General features: G+C 64.7%; 15 protein-coding genes. 6 read left to right on the top strand and 9 right to left on the bottom strand.

Going from position 1 to position 15657, the window contains the following annotated elements; translation table 11 throughout:
* Nucleotides 1-82: 82 nt before the first annotated feature.
* Nucleotides 83-1054 (top strand): FecR family protein, encoded by a 972-nt coding sequence (locus AC0Z35_RS24685; protein ID WP_046804712.1) that lies wholly within the window; start codon nt 83-85, stop codon nt 1052-1054.
* A 289-nt stretch (nt 1055-1343) separates the two neighbouring features.
* Nucleotides 1344-1607, top strand: a complete 264-nt coding sequence (gene rpsT, locus AC0Z35_RS24690; protein ID WP_025135824.1) for a 30S ribosomal protein S20 — start codon at nt 1344-1346, stop codon at nt 1605-1607.
* Between the two features lie 180 nt (nt 1608-1787).
* On the opposite strand, the gene AC0Z35_RS24695 is transcribed toward rpsT, so the two are convergent.
* The gene (locus AC0Z35_RS24695) at nt 1788-2696 is read right to left on the bottom strand and encodes a LysR family transcriptional regulator (protein WP_046804783.1); all 909 of its coding nucleotides are present in this window, start codon (nt 2694-2696) and stop codon (nt 1788-1790) included.
* A gap of 114 nt (nt 2697-2810) precedes the next feature.
* Between AC0Z35_RS24695 and lysA the strand changes: the two genes are divergently transcribed.
* A complete protein-coding gene (lysA, locus tag AC0Z35_RS24700) occupies nt 2811-4043 on the top strand; it encodes a diaminopimelate decarboxylase (RefSeq protein ID WP_485132767.1) in 1233 nt (410 codons plus the stop codon).
* A 180-nt stretch (nt 4044-4223) separates the two neighbouring features.
* Here lysA and garL read toward each other — a convergent pair whose 3' ends face one another.
* From garL to AC0Z35_RS24725, 5 genes are all read right to left on the bottom strand, one after another.
* Nucleotides 4224-4991, bottom strand: coding sequence for a 2-dehydro-3-deoxyglucarate aldolase (gene garL / locus AC0Z35_RS24705; RefSeq protein WP_485132766.1), 768 nt, complete (start codon nt 4989-4991; stop codon nt 4224-4226).
* Between the two features lie 90 nt (nt 4992-5081).
* Nucleotides 5082-6080: a Bug family tripartite tricarboxylate transporter substrate binding protein gene (locus AC0Z35_RS24710; RefSeq protein WP_162941234.1), complete on the bottom strand. Its 999-nt coding sequence runs from the start codon at nt 6078-6080 to the stop codon at nt 5082-5084.
* A gap of 97 nt (nt 6081-6177) precedes the next feature.
* Nucleotides 6178-7290: an Ldh family oxidoreductase gene (locus tag AC0Z35_RS24715; protein WP_485132765.1), complete on the bottom strand. Its 1113-nt coding sequence runs from the start codon at nt 7288-7290 to the stop codon at nt 6178-6180.
* A 53-nt stretch (nt 7291-7343) separates the two neighbouring features.
* On the bottom strand, nt 7344-8117 hold the full coding sequence (locus tag AC0Z35_RS24720; RefSeq protein WP_485132764.1) for a FadR/GntR family transcriptional regulator: 774 nt from the start codon (nt 8115-8117) through the stop codon (nt 7344-7346).
* 104 nt (nt 8118-8221) lie between these two features.
* On the bottom strand, nt 8222-9151 hold the full coding sequence (locus AC0Z35_RS24725) for a dihydrodipicolinate synthase family protein (RefSeq protein ID WP_046804718.1): 930 nt from the start codon (nt 9149-9151) through the stop codon (nt 8222-8224).
* Nucleotides 9152-9317: 166 nt separating this feature from the next.
* Between AC0Z35_RS24725 and AC0Z35_RS24730 the strand changes: the two genes are divergently transcribed.
* The 3 genes from AC0Z35_RS24730 (at nt 9318) to AC0Z35_RS24740 (ending at nt 12480) form a co-directional block, all read left to right on the top strand.
* Nucleotides 9318-10319 (top strand): Bug family tripartite tricarboxylate transporter substrate binding protein, encoded by a 1002-nt coding sequence (locus AC0Z35_RS24730; protein ID WP_046804719.1) that lies wholly within the window; start codon nt 9318-9320, stop codon nt 10317-10319.
* Between the two features lie 74 nt (nt 10320-10393).
* Nucleotides 10394-11365: a Bug family tripartite tricarboxylate transporter substrate binding protein gene (locus AC0Z35_RS24735; RefSeq protein ID WP_104144410.1), complete on the top strand. Its 972-nt coding sequence runs from the start codon at nt 10394-10396 to the stop codon at nt 11363-11365.
* A 158-nt stretch (nt 11366-11523) separates the two neighbouring features.
* Nucleotides 11524-12480, top strand: a complete 957-nt coding sequence (locus AC0Z35_RS24740) for a 2-hydroxyacid dehydrogenase (RefSeq protein ID WP_485132763.1) — start codon at nt 11524-11526, stop codon at nt 12478-12480.
* 172 nt (nt 12481-12652) lie between these two features.
* On the opposite strand, the gene AC0Z35_RS24745 is transcribed toward AC0Z35_RS24740, so the two are convergent.
* The 3 genes from AC0Z35_RS24745 to radA all read right to left on the bottom strand — a co-directional run bounded on the left by AC0Z35_RS24745 (nt 12653) and on the right by radA (nt 15339).
* Nucleotides 12653-12889 carry a hypothetical protein gene (locus AC0Z35_RS24745; RefSeq protein WP_046804722.1) on the bottom strand — a complete coding sequence of 79 codons (237 nt, stop codon included), beginning with the start codon at nt 12887-12889 and terminating at the stop codon, nt 12653-12655.
* 200 nt (nt 12890-13089) lie between these two features.
* Nucleotides 13090-13929, bottom strand: coding sequence for a sulfite exporter TauE/SafE family protein (locus tag AC0Z35_RS24750; RefSeq protein ID WP_485132762.1), 840 nt, complete (start codon nt 13927-13929; stop codon nt 13090-13092).
* A 48-nt stretch (nt 13930-13977) separates the two neighbouring features.
* Nucleotides 13978-15339 (bottom strand): DNA repair protein RadA, encoded by a 1362-nt coding sequence (gene radA / locus AC0Z35_RS24755; protein ID WP_046804723.1) that lies wholly within the window; start codon nt 15337-15339, stop codon nt 13978-13980.
* Nucleotides 15340-15657 lie beyond the last annotated feature (318 nt).

Consider the following 15657-nt stretch of genomic DNA (forward strand, 5'->3'; position numbering starts at 1 on the left):
ATTATTTACAAATTGCCATCAAGAGGAACCCCCGCCGATTCACGGGCGGGAACATGAAGTGAAGTACGCCCAAGGACAACCCATGGCGGACCAGGTGATCAATTGGTTGCTACTGCTGCGCTCAGGTAAAGCGACAGCGCAGGACTACAACGACTTCCTGGCGTGGCGTGCGGCTGACCCTGTCCATGAGAACGCCTGGCAACAGCTGACGGGCTCATTGGCAGGTTCGACGTTTGGACGGTTAGGCGACGCTTATCCCGCAGCCGGGTACGCCGCCGGAGCCGCCCCCACGTCGCAGCCGCTGATCCCTCCGCCCCCGGCCATCGTGCCGCCACGCCGCCGATTTCTGGCCGGCTCGCTGGCGCTCGCCAGTACGGCAGCCGGCGCCGCCTATGTCGGCAACGCCTTCTATCCGCTGAGCAACGTTGCCGCCGATGCGGCCACGGCCACCGGCGAACGCCGCCGCTACCTGCTGTCCGACGGCAGCCAATTGCTGCTGGACGCCCGCAGCCGCGTCAACCTGGATTTCACGCCCGCCTACCGACAGGTTCGCCTGCTGGACGGCGCCGTAACAGTCTCGGTGGCGCCCGACGCGCGCCGCCCCTTCCTGGTACAGACCGCCGAAGGCACCGTGCGCGCATTGGGCACCCGGTACATGGTGCGCCAGCAAGCGCAGCGCACCGTGGTCGTGGTGCATGAACACGAGGTCGAAGTCGAAACGATGGCCGGCGCGCACGGCACCGTCCGTGCGGGAACGGGCGCGCGGTTCGACGTGTCACGCATGGATATCCCGCGCGCCGAGCTGATGGCGGAAGCCGCATGGGAATCCGGCTGGGTCGACGCCCGGGGCCGCCCCCTGGCGGAAGTGATTGCGGCGCTGCGCCCCTATCGCACGGGTACGCTGCGCGTATCGATGGCGGCCGGCGGCCTGCCCGTCTCGGGGCATTTCCCCCTGGACGACACCAACGCCGCGCTGGACACGTTGCAAGAGATGATGCCCATCCATGTCCGCCGCTTTACCCCGTGGTTTGTCTCTATCAACGTCGCGACCTGACAACGCTATGCCGCGCGCCTGTGCCTGGCGCCCGCTTCGTTGTATACTCAGCACCGTGTTTTTATCCAGTAGGCGCCGCGGGTTTTCCTCAAGGCTGTGTTTCAGGCTTTAGCAGGGGATCATCCGAAAGGGTTCTCTAGCCAGGGCTCTTTAGCCCGGGAACATTTCCCCCCAGCGCCCCCCGCCCGGTTGACGGGCGCTCCATCGACAGATCTGACATTAAAAGCTTGCAATCCCATCGGGACTTGCTACAATGTTCGACTTTGCCGAATTCAACTTATATAGCAACATGGCCAATACCGCCCAAGCCCGCAAGCGCGCTCGCCAATCCGTTGAGCGCAACAAGCACAATTCCAGCCTGCGCTCGATGCTGCGCACCGCCATCAAGCGCGTTCGCCAATCTATCGCCGCTGGCGACAAAGCTGCGGCTGGCGACGTGTTCCAGAAGGCCTCGAGCGTGATCGATCGCGTGGCTGACAAGAACATCATCCACAAGAACAAGGCTGCTCGCCACAAGAGCCGCCTGGCTGCCGCTATCAAGGCGCTGGCCTAAGATTCTGCCGCCCCGCTTTCTGGGGCGTCATGAATACGGCAAATAAAGAAGGATGCCCTCGGGCATCCTTTTTTGTTGCCTGAACGGATCGGCTGCCTGAGTCGGGCTGCCTGAGTCGGGCTGCCTGAGTCGGGCTGCCTGAGTCGTTTCGCTGCCTGAACGATAGAACAAGCAGAGCCATCATCCGCCGGCCAGCCGGGCCTTGATCGCTTTGGCGGCGTCGGTCAAGGATGCCACGAACGCTTGCACCAAGGGATTGGCGGGCCGGTGTTCAGGAAAGACTGCATTCACGCGAAAGGGCAGCGAACGCCGCAGCGGGCGGATATGCAGGCCCCTGCCGACGAAGTCCAGCGCCGTCAGCGGGTTCACGATGGCCAGCCCCAGCCCTTGCCTGACAAAAGTGCAGACCGACACGGCGGTGGGCGTTTCGACCACCGAGCGCCGCAACACGCCGACTTCAGCAAAGGCTTCGTCAATCTGTACCCGGTAGGGATCGTGGGCGGACAGGCTGACAAAGGCATGCCCTTCGAAATCAGCAAGATCGATTTCCTGGCGCGCCAAGAGCGGATGCCCATCGGGCAACACGCAGACCTCGTCCACTTGCAGCAACAGCTGCAAGCGCGTGCCGGCCGGCGCGGCATCCCGCTCGGTCAACCCAAGATCGTAGCGTTGGGCCGTCAGCCACTCTTCAAGGAAGGGCGATTCTTGCGTCTCCACGGACAGGCTGACGCCAGGATGAAGATCGTGAAAACGCCGAAACGCATCCGGCAAGATGGAATGCGAGAACGCCGGCAAAGCGATCACGGACAGCTGCCCGCCCCGGAATTCGCGCAAGCGGGCCGCCGCCGACACAACGCGCTCCAGCCCCGCATACGATTGCCGGATCTCGTCATACAGCGCCAGCGCCGGCATGGTGGGCCGTAAACGCCCATGCACGCGTTCAAACAAGGCAAAGCCGATGCCCTGCTCCATCCGCGCCAATTCACGGCTGACGGTCGGTTGCGACGTGCTCAAGAGCTGCGCCGCGCGCGTGACGCTGCCCGCGATCATCACCGCGCGGAATACTTCGATATGGCGATGCGTCAACACGGTGCGCTCCATATCAGGAATGAATGACCCTTCAACATATAAGCATTTTACTGGATGACACGAACCCGGCATCATGCCGCCTGGTTTCCTTTCCTTTTTCAAGGTTCATGCTTCATGGCTTTTGATCCGCGCCAACTTACCGAACTCGCCACGCAACATGGCACGCCGCTGTGGGTGTACGACGCCAGCGTCATCCGCGAACGCATCGCGCAGCTGCGCCGCTTCGACACCATCCGCTACGCGCAGAAAGCGTGCTCGAACCTGCACATCCTGCGCCTGATGCGCGAGGAAGGCGCGGTGGTCGACGCCGTGTCGCTAGGCGAGATCGAGCGCAGCCTGGCCGCCGGATTCGACCCCAAGGGTGAACCGGAAGGCATGGTCTTCACGGCCGACCTGATCGACCACGCCACGCTGGCCACCGTACTTCGGCACGGCATCACCGTGAACGCCGGCTCGCTGGACATGTTGGACCGCGTGGGCCAGGCCTCGCGCGGCCACCGCGTTTGGCTGCGCATCAACCCCGGCTTCGGCCATGGCCACAGCAACAAGACCAACACCGGCGGCCCGCAAAGCAAGCACGGCATCTGGATCGACGACGTGGCCCGGGCCGTATCCATCGTGCGCCGCCACGGCCTGAAGCTGGTCGGCATTCACATGCACATCGGTTCGGGGGTGGACTACGGCCACCTGTCCAGCGTCTGCGACGCCATGGTCGACGTGGTGCGCTCGCTGGACCACGACATCGAAGCGATCTCGGCCGGCGGCGGCCTGTCGATTCCCTACCGCGATGGCGAGCCGCGCATCGACTGCGACCACTACTTCGAACAATGGGACGCGGCCCGCAAGCGCATCGAACAGTTTCTGCAACACCCGATCCGCCTGGAGATCGAACCCGGACGCTTCCTGGTCGCCGAGGCCGGCGTGCTGGTAACCGAAGTGCACGCCGTCAACCACCGCCCCGAGCGCGACTTCGCGCTGGTGGATGCGGGCTTCAATGACTTGATGCGCCCGGCCATGTACGGCAGCTACCACCGCATTTCCGTGCATGCGCCGGACGGTTCCGACCCGCAGGGCGCGCCCCAAACGCGCATTGCCGTCGCCGGGCCGTTGTGCGAATCGGGTGACGTGTTCACGCAGGAAGAAGGCGGCGTGATGTCGGACCAGCTGCTGCCGCAGCCGCGCATTGGCGACTTCATGGTGTTGCACAACGCGGGCGCGTACGGTTCGTCGATGTCATCGAACTACAACAGCCGGCCGCTGGCGCCGGAAGTGTTGCTGGACAACGGCCAGGCGCGGCTGATCCGTCGCCGCCAGACGGTGGGCGAACTGCTGGCGCTGGAAGACTGACCGCCGGGCAACACCCGGCACAACGCTCAAAGCGCCACACCAGAGCACTGAAAGCAAAGCACTGAAAGCAAAGCACTGAACGCAACGCACCACCAACAAAGCACTGCAAACAGCGCGCGCAATGCAAATCGCCCCGCATCGTCGCGGGGCGTTTTTGCATATCAACGCCGGCCGGCGCAATCAGCTGGGAAAGGTTTCCCGCAAGGCAAACGTGGCCTGCTTGAACACGCCCAGGTCCGTGCCCACCGCTACAAAGTGCATGCCCATGTCCAGATAGCGGCGCGCGTCCGCCTGCACCGGCGACAGGATTCCGACGGCCTTGCCCTGGGCCGACACGCGTTCGTGCAGATGCCGAATGACCTCTTGCACTTCGGGGTGGCTCGGGTTGCCGATGTGGCCCAACGCGGCCGCCAGGTCCGACGGGCCGATGAACACGCCGTCCACGCCTTCCACCGCCGCAATCTCGTCCACCGCATCGATGCCCGGACGGCTTTCAATTTGCAGCAGCACGCAGATGTTGTCGTTGATGGTTTGCAGGTAATCGGGCACCGTGCCGTAACGGTTGCTGCGCTGCGCGCCGGCCACCCCGCGTATGCCCTCGGGCGGATAACGGGTGGCGGCCACGGCCAGACGCGCGTCCGCTTCCGATTCAATGAACGGGATCAGCAGGTTGTAGAAGCCGATATCCAGCAAGCGCTTGATCTGCACCGGGTCGTTCCACGACGGACGGCCGACGGCCGCGCTGGCGCTGCCCTGCAACGCCTGTAGCTGCTGCAGGAACATCGGCACTTCGTTGGGCGAATGTTCGCCATCCAGCAGCAGCCAGTCAAAATCCGCCAGGCCGACGAGCTCTGCCGTGATGTGGCTGGACATACACATCCAAAAGCCGATGAGCCGCTCGCGCGCCAGGATGCGTTGGCGGAAACGGTTGGGTAAAGGTGAGTTCATTGCCACGTCCAATGTCGCAAAATAAAAACCAGAAACAACGCGCCGGGCCATGACCCGGCGCGCCCGTATTAATCCATGCGCGCGCCCGTATTAATCCATGCGCGCGCCCGATGCCTTGGCCGCCTTGCCCCATTTGGCGATTTCGTTATCGACAAACGCCGAGAACGACTTCGGGTCGTCGCCCACCACCACAAAGCCCACGCTTTCGAGCTTTTGACGGATCTCGGGCGACGCCAGGGCCTTTACCGTCGCCTGGTTCAAGCGCTGGATCACGGCAGGCGGTGTCTTGGCGGGCGCCGACAAGCCGAACCACGATTCAGCCGAAAAACCGGGATAGCCCGATTCCGCCACCGTGGGCGTGTCGGGATAAGCGGGGTTGCGCTTGGCACTGGCCACGGCCAACGCGCGCAGCTTGCCCGACCTGACTTGCGGCAGCAGCGTGTCCTGATTCAAGAACATCACTGACACACGCCCGCCGATCATGTCGGTAATCGCGGCCGCGCCGCCTTTGTAGGGCACGTGCACCAAATCAATCTTGGCGTCTTGCTTGAGCATCTCCATGGCCAGATGGCCGGACGAGCCGCTACCCGAACTCGCATGCGTGTACTTTCCCGGATTTTCGCGCGCCAACTTGATGAAATCGGCGAACGTCTTGCCGGGAAATTCCATGTTGGCCACCAGCACATTGGGCCCGGTGGCCAGCAAGGAGATATGCGCGAAGTCGCTGTTGCGATACGGCATGTTCTGGTAGACCGCGTAGCTGATGGCGTTGGAGCCCACGCCCGATAGCAGCAAGGTATAGCCGTCAGGCTCTGCCTTGGCCACGACGTCCGATCCGATGTTGCCGTTGGCGCCGCCCTTGTTCTCGACGATGACGCTTTGGCCCAGCTCTTTGGACAGCTCGGCGGCCAGCAGTCGGCCGACCGAATCGGTGCTGCCGCCGGCCGGGAAAGGCACGATCAGCTTGACCGGCTTGGCGGGCCAGGCCGCCTGCGCCATGGCCGCCCCGGGCAATAGCGTCAGGGCACCAAGCGTGGCCGCCGCGAGCACGGCAAGGCGTCTGCGCGCCGAAGGTTTGGGTTGTTGCATGGTTGTCTCTTCCGTATGGTTTTTCTTGGGGAATGAGCCCGGTGGCCGGGTCTGCTGTTTTGGGTACAACAAAATCAGTGCAACAAGCGCCGTGCGATCAGATATCGTCCAGCAGATAGGGCGTGCCCGCGCGCTCGCAGATGCCGCGCAGGCGTTCGGCCAGGGCTGCCGAAATGGGTATGCCCGCGCGCAACCGACGCGCGCGCTCGGCCGCTTCGGGCTCGCCCGCCACCAGCACGGGTTCGTCGGGATTGGCGGGCGGCGTGTCGTGCAGCGCGTCGATCATGTCGTCCATATCGGATTCGAACGAGCCCGCCGCGCGGAACGCATCGGGGTTAAGCGCCAGGAAGAAGTGGCCCACGTCATCCGGTTCACCGGCCTTGCGCGTAGGCGCGCGGCGCGCGGCAAACGCGCTGCCGCTAAGCGTGCCGCCCAGAATCTGCGCCATCATGGCCAGGCCGTAGCCCTTATGGCTGCTCATTGCGGGTGTGCCGCCCAAGGGAGTCAGCCCGCCTTCGGGCTGCTTGAAGATGTACTGCATGGCCGCGTCGGCATCGGTCACCGCCGCGCCCTGCCCGTCCACCGCCCAGCCGGGCGGCAAGGGCTTGCCCAAAAAGTCATACACCTTGACCTTGTTCGCGGCCACTGTCGTGGTGGCCATGTCCAGCACGAAAGGCTCGTTGTGCGCGGCCGGGGCGCCGAACGCAATGGGGTTGGTGCCCAGCATGGGCATGGCGCCGCGCGTGGGCACCATGATGATGCCGTTGGCGCTGCTGGTCACCAGGCCGACCACGCCGCGTTCCACCGCGATGCGCGCGTAAACGCCGGCCGCGCCGAAGTGATGCGAATTGCAGACGGACACCGCGCCCACCCCGTGTTCCAGCGCCTTGTCCACGGCCAGATGCATGGCCTGCGCCGCCACCGGATAGCCCAGCCCGCCCATGCCGTCGATCAGTGCACTGGCGCCGCTGTCGCGCACCACGCGCGCGCGGGCATCCAGCCGCAACGACCCGGCACGCCACTTTTCCTCGTACGAAGGCAGCATCGAAATGCCATGCGAATCAATTCCCAGCAGATCCGTCCCCGCCATCAGGCCGGCGGTGGTGTGGGCCAGGTCTTCGTCCATGCCCCACGCTTGCAAGACCTGCAATATCTGTTCAAGCACCTGCTCTACCGGCACGTTTCTCGCTGTTGCTCCATTGCCTTGCACGGGTTGTCTCCGTTTGATGTGGTGAAGGGCGGCGGCGCGCCACGCGGGATGGATCAGTCGCGTTCGCGGTCCACCAGCCGATGGCGCGCCTGCCCCAGGTGAAACTGCATGGCGACGCGGGCGCGCTCGCTGTCCTGTTCGCGGATGGCGTCCAGGATGGTGGCGTGCTCGTCCACGACACGCTGCGCGCGCTGGCGCGAGCCGGTGCGGGTCAGGCTCAACGTCAGGCGCATGAAACCGTTGATGGATTCGTGGATGCTTTCCAGCACGCCCAGATAAAAATCATTGCCGCTGGCTTCGGCGATGCTGGCGTGGAAAGCCAGGTCGGCCTCGGGCGAGACCTGGCCATGCGTCAGGCTGTCCGCAAAGGCCGCGTGCGCGTCAGTGATCTTCTTGAGCTGTTCGTCGGTGCGGCGCAACGCCGCCAACCGCGCGGCATCGCCTTCCAGCGCCACGCGCACCTCTTGTGCGCGCAGGTACGCGCTGACGTTCTGCACATCGTTGAACGTTTTCAGGCGTGGCGCGGGCTGGTGGCTGACGAAGGTGCCCAGCCCCTGATGCGCGGTGATCAGGCCATCGGCGCGCAGCCGCAGCAGCGCTTCGCGCACCACCGGCCGCGAGACCCCGAAGCGTTCCGATATCTCGTTTTCGGACGGCAGCTTGTCGCCGACATTGAGCCCGCCCGACACGATTTGTTCGAAGATTTGCCCGTAGACCTGGTCCGCCAGCCGCACCCGGTGTCCCCGTTCAAGCACATGGGAACCGACGGTTTCGGCCTCGGCCGGCGCCTGCGGTTCGGATGATGTTGTTGCTTTGGATCGGGCCACGAAACCTCCTGAATGCGTAAGGCCTGCCCGCCTTTACGCGGACAGCGCCCATCGTACCGCCAACCGGCGGCAAGACGGGCGATGCGCGGCCGAGCCGTTCACGTTCAGGCCGCCACGGCTTCCCGGTCCCAGGCCGCCAACTCGCGCGCGACGGGCGCCACGCGTTCGCGTTCGGCGCTGGAAATGCCGGTCAGCAGCGGCAACATGGGGCCCATGTTCGCCACGCCGGACAAGGTCACCGCGTCGTGCAGCACGCGGATCGGGCTGATGCCGTCGCGGCAGTCTTCCAGGCCCAGATAATGTTGGCGCACGGATTCCGCTTCGTCGTAGCGGCCATCGCGCAGCAGATGCAGCAAGCGCATGGACCCGCGCGGGGCGATGCAGACCGAGCCCGACGTGAAGCTCTTCAAGCCGAAATCGCGATAGTGCACGATGGCGGGGCGTTCGCCGATGCCGCTGACGATCCAGCGCGCGTCCACCGCTTGCAGCATCGACGACAGGTACGCGTCCTTGGCCGGTTCATCGCGCACCACCGCGTACTTGAACGCGGCGATGCGGCCTTCTTCGATCAAGCGCGCGGCGGTCTCGGGGGCCAGGTAGTCGGCCGACTTGATATAGACCACGGCCGGCTTGCCCAGCGCATCGGTAAAGCGGCGCACGCCGTCGGCCAGGCCGGCGTCCGTGTACGGGAACGACATCGGCAACAGCATGGCGGTGGGAAACGCGCGCGAACGCAGGATGGCGGCCTGGTCCATCATCTTGCCGTAGTCAGGGCCGACCGAGGGCAGGATCCATGTGTCCGCGCCGGCCAGGCCGGCCAGCATGTCCACGATGCGCGCGTATTCGCTGACGCCCACGTTGTAGAAATTGGCGTTGCCGCCGTACATGACGTTGCGCACGCCGCCTGCTTCCAGATGGCCAAGCAGGGCCTTGTTGGCGGCTTCGTTCAGCGAAAGATCGTCGTGGCGCGCCAGAGGCGGCACGGCAATGACCGAGCGTTGCAAGTCCTGCGCGGTGACCGGGGAAGTTTTCATGGACGGGGCTCCTGGCTGATCCAGTTGTCAGATAAGTAAGGTGAAAAAAGTATACTTGGTTGACAAGCATATTCTCAATACCTATATTTGTTTGACAAGTGAAACGGCATCACCAGAACATCCCACAAACGATGCGCGGCCACGCGCACACCGAGGAGACAACACCATGCATGCCCTATTCGCGCGACGCCGGCTGCTCGCTGCCGCCAGCCTCACGGCCATCGCCTTGACCTTGCCCGCCGCGCAGGCCCACGCCGACTATCCCGAACGCGACGTGAAGATCATCGTGCCCTTCCCTGCCGGCGGCACCGCCGACATCGCCGCGCGCGTGGTGGCTGCGGAACTGGGCAAAAGCTGGAACAAATCAGTGGTGGTCGACAACAAGGCCGGCGCGGGCGGCAACGTGGGCACGGCCGAAGCCGCGCGCGCCACGGCCGACGGCTACACCTTGCTGATGGGCACCGTCAGCACGCACGCCATCAACCAGTCCGTCTACAGCAAGCTGCCGTACGACCCGGTGAAGGACTTCGTACCGGTCACGCTGGTCATCCCGGTGCCGAACATTCTTGAACTGAATCCCAAATTCGCGGACAAGCATGGCATCCGCACGGTGGCGGACCTGATCAAATACCTGAAGGCCAATCCCGACAGCGTCAACATGGCGTCCACCGGCAACGGCACGTCCACGCACTTGTCGGGCGAACTGTTCCAGACAATGACGGGCACGCGCATGACGCACGTGCCCTACAAGGGCAGCAGCCCCGCGCTGACCGACGTGATGGGCGGTTCGGCCGACCTGATCTTCGACAACCTGCCTTCGTCCATGGGCTACATCAAGGGCGGCAAGCTGCGCCCGCTGGCCGTCACCACGGCGGCCCGCTCACCCGCGCTGCCCGACGTGCCCACGATGGCCGAAGCCGGCGTGAAGGGCTACGAGGCATCCAGCTGGTTTGGCCTGTTGGCGCCTGCCGGCACGCCGCCCGCCATCGTGGAAAAAATCCAGCGCGACGTGGCCGCGGCCTTGCAGCAAGAGCCGGTGCGCGCGCAGTTGCAGGCGCAAGGGGCCACGCCGTCGGGCAACACGCCTACGCAGTTCAAACAGTTCATGGCGCAAGAGACCGTCAAGTGGGCCGAGGTGGTGAAAGCCTCGGGCGCGAAAGTCGACTGAACCAACGCAGATTCAGGCCCGTGCGCAACGCGTGAGCGCCGGGCTTTTCATCACCACGCGAACCAGGAGACAACATGAATAAACTGTTCTGCGCGGCTGCCGCGGCGGGCGCCGTTCTACTTGCCGGACCCGCGGCGCAGGCCGCCGGTTATCCGGAAAAGCCGGTCACCATGATCGTGCCCTTCGTGCCGGGCGGCTCGTCCGACATCACCGCGCGCTCGGTCACGCCCGCGCTGACCAAGATCCTGGGCCAGACCTTCGTGGTCGAGAACAAGCCCGGCGCCAACAGCGCCATCGGTGCACAGGCGCTGGCCCGCAGCACGCCCGACGGCTACACGATGATGGTGGGCTCGATCGGCACCTTCGCCATCAACGAGGCGCTGTACAAGAACCTGTCCTACAACCCCAGCAAGGACTTTGCTTACCTGACGCAGGCGGTGCGCAACCCCAATGTGCTGGTCGCGTCTCCCAACTTTCCCGCCAGCACGGTGGCCGAACTGGTGGCCTATGCCAAGAAGAATCCGGGCAGCGTGTCGTACGCGTCGTCCGGCACCGGGTCGTCCGACCACCTGTCGGCGGTGCTGTTTCGCCAGCGCACGGACAGCACGGGCGTGGACGTGCCCTACAAGGGCGGCGGCGCTGCCATCGCGGACCTGATCGGCGGACAGGTGAACGTGTCGTTCCAGAACCTGGGCGCGGTGCAAAACCACATCAAGGCCGGCAAGCTCAAGGCGCTGGCCATCACCGGCGATGCCCGAGCGACCGACCTGCCCAACGTGCCGACCTTGGCCGAAGCCGGCATCAAGGACATGGTGGTGTATTCGTGGCAAGGCTTTGCCGTGCCCAAGAACACGCCGCCGGCAGTCGTTGAACAGTTGTCCAAGGCTTTGCAGACGGCGCTGCGCGACCCGAAGACCGAGCAGACGCTGCAAGGCCTGGGCTTTGAAGTCGTGGCGAATACTCCGCAGCAGTTCACCGCCTTCCAGCAAGGCGAGGTCAAGCGTTGGAAGGACGTCATCCAGAAGGCGAACATCCAGCTGGAGTGAAAAAGCCGCCACGCCTGATCAAGGCCAAGGCCAGCGCCAAGGCCAGGACCAGGGCCAGGGCCAGGCAACCGCGAGGGGATGCCTACGGGCATCCCCTCAGCGGTTTTCAAGGTCGAATCAAGTAGCATGACCGTTTTGCCACCCATCCGTACGACAACATGACCACCAAGCATCGCATCATCCAGGTCGGCTCGCTGGCCGGCTCGCCTTCCGCCAACAAGAACCTAGCCGAGCGCTATGACGTCGTGGAGCTATGGAAATTCCCCGACCGCAAGGCGGCCTTGGCTGAACATGGCAAGGGCATCGCTGCCGTCGTCACGTCGGCCAACTTTGGCGCGGACGCCGAACTGATCAACGCGCTGCCCGACCTGAAAGCCATTTGCAGCTGGGGCGTGGGCTATGAAACCATCGACGTGGACGCCGCCAAAAAACGTGGCGTGCAGGTCAGCAACACGCCGGACGTGCTGACGGACTGCGTCGCGGATCTGGCCTGGGGCTTGTTGATCGCGGGTGCGCGCCGCATGGGCCAGGGCGAACGCTTTGTGCGCGCCGGCCAATGGGGTCAGGTGCACGGCAGCATCCCGCTGGGCCAGCGCGTCAGCGGCAAGAAGCTGGGCATCGTGGGCCTGGGCCGCATCGGCGAAGCCATCGCCAAGCGTGGCACGGGTTTCGACATGGACGTGCGCTATCACAACCGCAGAAAGCGCGACGACATCGCGTACGGCTACGAAGCATCGCTGGTGGACCTGGCCGCGTGGGCGGACTTCCTGGTGGTCGCCACCGTGGGCGGGCCCAGCACGCGCCATCTGGTCAACCAGGCCGTGCTGGAAGCGTTGGGTCCCAAGGGCATCATCGTCAATATCGCGCGCGGGCCGGTCATTGACGAGGCCGCGCTGGTGGCCGCACTGGAAGCGGGCAAGCTGGGCTGCGCGGCGCTGGACGTGTTCGAGCACGAACCCAAGGTGCCGGACGCGCTGAAGACCAGCGACAACGCCGTCGTGCTGCCGCACATCGGCAGCGCCACGCTGGAGACCCGCCTGGCCATGGAAAACCTGATGCTGGACAACCTGAAGGCGTACTTCGACACGGGCCGCGTGATTACGCCGGTGGAATGAACGCGGCCGCGCGATGGCGCGGCCAAGCAGATAGCAAAAAAGAAAGCAAAAAACAGAAAGCAAAAATGAAAAAGCCTCTCGGTGCCCATACCGAGAGGCTTTCGACTTTCCGGCCCCAAGAGGTCGGTAGTCTTCCTGCAAAGGAACTACATCGGGCTTTTCAGCCCCCTGCCTACTTCGCCGGCGTCGTGGCGCCGGAATGGTCCATCTTTGATGCGCCTGATTTCGCGGCCGCCGGTTTGGCGGACGTTTTGTCAGACTTGTGATGCTTATGCTGCGCGTGGGTCTTGGTATCACCCGCCTTGGTCGTGGCATCGGCGCCCGCCGCGAACGCCGAAGGCGCAGCAGCAAGACCGAGGCACAAGGCCGAGGTGGATAAGAACGCAGCGATACGGGAGTGAGTCGTCATTACATGAACTCCTGAATGTGCAAGGCCGAAGCCTAACCGACACGGGGCGGCAACATCGCCGCTTACCCCGTACTCCGTTTGAAGTTCACCGGCTGCGAAGGTTCAACGCGGAACCAGAAAATTTCGGCTGCTAACGCTTGGAAATATGGCTTGAGGATATGGCTTAAGGATATGGCTTGAAGTTATGCCTACGGTTATGCCTACGACTCAAACGCCAGCAAGGCCACGGTGGCGAACAGCATCAACGCAAAGCAGACTCTCAGCTTGCGTTCAGGCAGCTTGTAGGCCAGGCGCACACCGACCGGCACGAACAGCAGGCTGCCGATGGCCAAGGGCACGCCCACCGTCCAGTCCGCCTGGCCGGCCCATGCATACGTGATCAGCGCGATGGTCGATCCGGGGATCACCATGCTTAGGGCCAAGGCCTGCGCCACCGTCTGCGGCAAGCGGAACACCGTGGTGATGATGGGCACGGCCAGCACCGCACCGCCCACGCCGAAGAAGCCACCCAACGTGCCGCACAGCATACCCAGCACGCTGGCGCGGCGCGGGGTGAAGACCGGCGCACGCCTGTGGTCGGAGTGCGGCTTCTGGTCGGACTGCGGCTTGTGGTCGGACTGCGCTTTGGACGGCGCTTGCCCTGCTGCACGGCGCGCGGCAAGGCGGCCCGCACGCCAGGTCTGCCAGACGTAGAACAGCGCGATAAAGAACAGGAACACGGCGAAGCTTCGACGCAGCACGCTGGAATCAATGCCCAGCGCCAGCCGCGCGCCCACCCACGTGAACACCACCGCGCCGGCCGCCCCGGCAGCCGCCACGCGCTTGTCGATGCGCGTTTGCTGGTTGTATTTCCGCACCGCCATGGTGATGGCGGGCAGCACCATGATCAGCGCGGTGCCCTGCGCCAACTGCTGCGACATGCCCATCAACAGCACCAGCGCCGGAATGGCGATGAGCCCGCCCCCGATGCCCAGCACGCCGCCCATGAAACCAATCAGGCTACCCGCGGCCAGGCACGCGGCAATCACTAACAGACTCACGTCTTGCTCCAACAGCCCTTGCCTGCGCGGCAAGGGGAAAACAGCGCGTCAGCGCAACTTGTCCAACGCGGCGTCCAGCCGGTCCACCGCCCAGATCTCCAACCCTTCAATGGGTTGGCGCGGTGCGTTGGCCTTGGGGATCAGCGCAATTGAAAAACCCAGCTTGGCGGCTTCGCGCAAGCGTTCCTGGCCGCGCGGCGCGGGACGGATCTCGCCGGCCAGACCAACTTCGCCGAACGCGATCAGGCCGCGCGGCAAGGGCTTGTCTCGCAACGAAGACATGATGGCCAGCAGCACCGGCAAGTCGGCGGCCGGTTCGGTGATGCGCACGCCGCCCACGGCGTTGACGAACACGTCCTGGTCAAACGTGGTGACACCCGCGTGCCGGTGCATCACCGCCAGCAACATGGCCAGCCGGTTGCCTTCAAGGCCCACCGTCAGGCGGCGCGGATTGGGCGAATGCGAACTGTCGACCAAAGCCTGGATTTCAACCAGCAGCGGGCGCGTGCCCTCTTGCGTGGCCATCACGCAGGACCCGGCCACCTGCTGCTCGTGCTGCGACAGGAACAGCGCGGACGGGTTGGCCACGCCGCGCAGGCCACGGTCGGTCATCGCAAAAACGCCCAGCTCGTTGACGGCGCCAAAGCGGTTCTTGAATGCGCGCACCAGCCGGAACGAGGAATGCGTGTCGCCTTCGAAATACAGCACGGTGTCCACAATGTGCTCCAGCACGCGCGGGCCGGCCAGCGCGCCGTCCTTGGTGACATGGCCGATCATGACGATCGCGATGCCGGTCTGCTTGGCCAGGCGCGTCAATTGCGCCGCGCATTCGCGCACCTGCGACACCGACCCCGGCGCGGCGCTGAGTTCGCCGCTGTACAGGGTCTGGATGGAGTCGATGACGGCCACGGTAGGCTTTTGTTCGGACACGGCGGCCTGGATCGCTTCCAGGCGGATCTCGGCCAGCAAGTTCACGTTGCCCGTCTGCAAGTCCAGCCGGCGTGCGCGCAAGGCGACCTGTTCGGCCGATTCCTCGCCCGTCACATACAGCACGTTGGTGGTTTCGGACAGCGAGGCCAGCGCCTGCAACAACAGCGTGGATTTGCCGATCCCCGGATCGCCGCCGATCAGCACCACGGCGCCGGCGACCAGGCCGCCGCCCAGGACGCGGTCGAATTCGTCCAGCCCGGTGGGCTGGCGTGGTGTTTCGCGGGCTTCGATTTCAGACAGGCTGCGCACCGGGCTGGCAGAGGCCAGCGGCGCGTAACGGTGCGCGGCGGCGGCGGGCGTCGAGGACTCGACGGTTTCTTCCAGCGTGTTCCAGGCGTTGCAATGCGGGCATTTACCCTGCCACTTCGGGGTGGTGCCGCCGCAGTCGGCGCACACATATACGGTTCGGGATTTGGCCATGCGCGAAAGTGTACCGGCAAGCGCAAGATTTCAATCCGCTTTCAATAACAGGGCCGGGCCAAAATAACATCGCCACCGTGCAAGAAAACCCCGCCCGGAATCGCGCAAATCGCGCATAATCGTCCAGTGCAGCGCATTGTCGAACCGCCCAGCCCAGGGCGGCATACCCGGCGCCGAACGCCCCTCAGGGCGCGGCAACGGGAATCGCGGCGCATTCGCCCTGCGGCCCTGGCCGCATAAACCGGAACACGACCCTAGCCACGACGAGACCGCCGGACCACCGGCGCGGCGCCCAGCAAGGTCAAACGCGTAGGCGTC

The sequence above is a fragment of the Achromobacter sp. 1L-A-4-B-C2 genome, from assembly GCF_057291955.1.

What these genes read in the sequence shown, in the direction of transcription:
- AC0Z35_RS24685 (WP_046804712.1), top strand. Translation starts at nt 83, where the DNA reads ATGGCGGACCAGGTGATCAATTGGTTGCTACTGCTGCGCTCAGGTAAA.
- rpsT (WP_025135824.1), top strand. Translation starts at nt 1,344, where the DNA reads ATGGCCAATACCGCCCAAGCCCGCAAGCGCGCTCGCCAATCCGTTGAG.
- lysA (WP_485132767.1), top strand. Translation starts at nt 2,811, where the DNA reads ATGGCTTTTGATCCGCGCCAACTTACCGAACTCGCCACGCAACATGGC.
- garL (WP_485132766.1), bottom strand. Translation starts at nt 4,991, where the DNA reads ATGAACTCACCTTTACCCAACCGTTTCCGCCAACGCATCCTGGCGCGC.
- AC0Z35_RS24710 (WP_162941234.1), bottom strand. Translation starts at nt 6,080, where the DNA reads ATGCAACAACCCAAACCTTCGGCGCGCAGACGCCTTGCCGTGCTCGCG.
- AC0Z35_RS24725 (WP_046804718.1), bottom strand. Translation starts at nt 9,151, where the DNA reads ATGAAAACTTCCCCGGTCACCGCGCAGGACTTGCAACGCTCGGTCATT.
- AC0Z35_RS24730 (WP_046804719.1), top strand. Translation starts at nt 9,318, where the DNA reads ATGCATGCCCTATTCGCGCGACGCCGGCTGCTCGCTGCCGCCAGCCTC.
- AC0Z35_RS24735 (WP_104144410.1), top strand. Translation starts at nt 10,394, where the DNA reads ATGAATAAACTGTTCTGCGCGGCTGCCGCGGCGGGCGCCGTTCTACTT.
- AC0Z35_RS24740 (WP_485132763.1), top strand. Translation starts at nt 11,524, where the DNA reads ATGACCACCAAGCATCGCATCATCCAGGTCGGCTCGCTGGCCGGCTCG.
- AC0Z35_RS24745 (WP_046804722.1), bottom strand. Translation starts at nt 12,889, where the DNA reads ATGACGACTCACTCCCGTATCGCTGCGTTCTTATCCACCTCGGCCTTG.
- radA (WP_046804723.1), bottom strand. Translation starts at nt 15,339, where the DNA reads ATGGCCAAATCCCGAACCGTATATGTGTGCGCCGACTGCGGCGGCACC.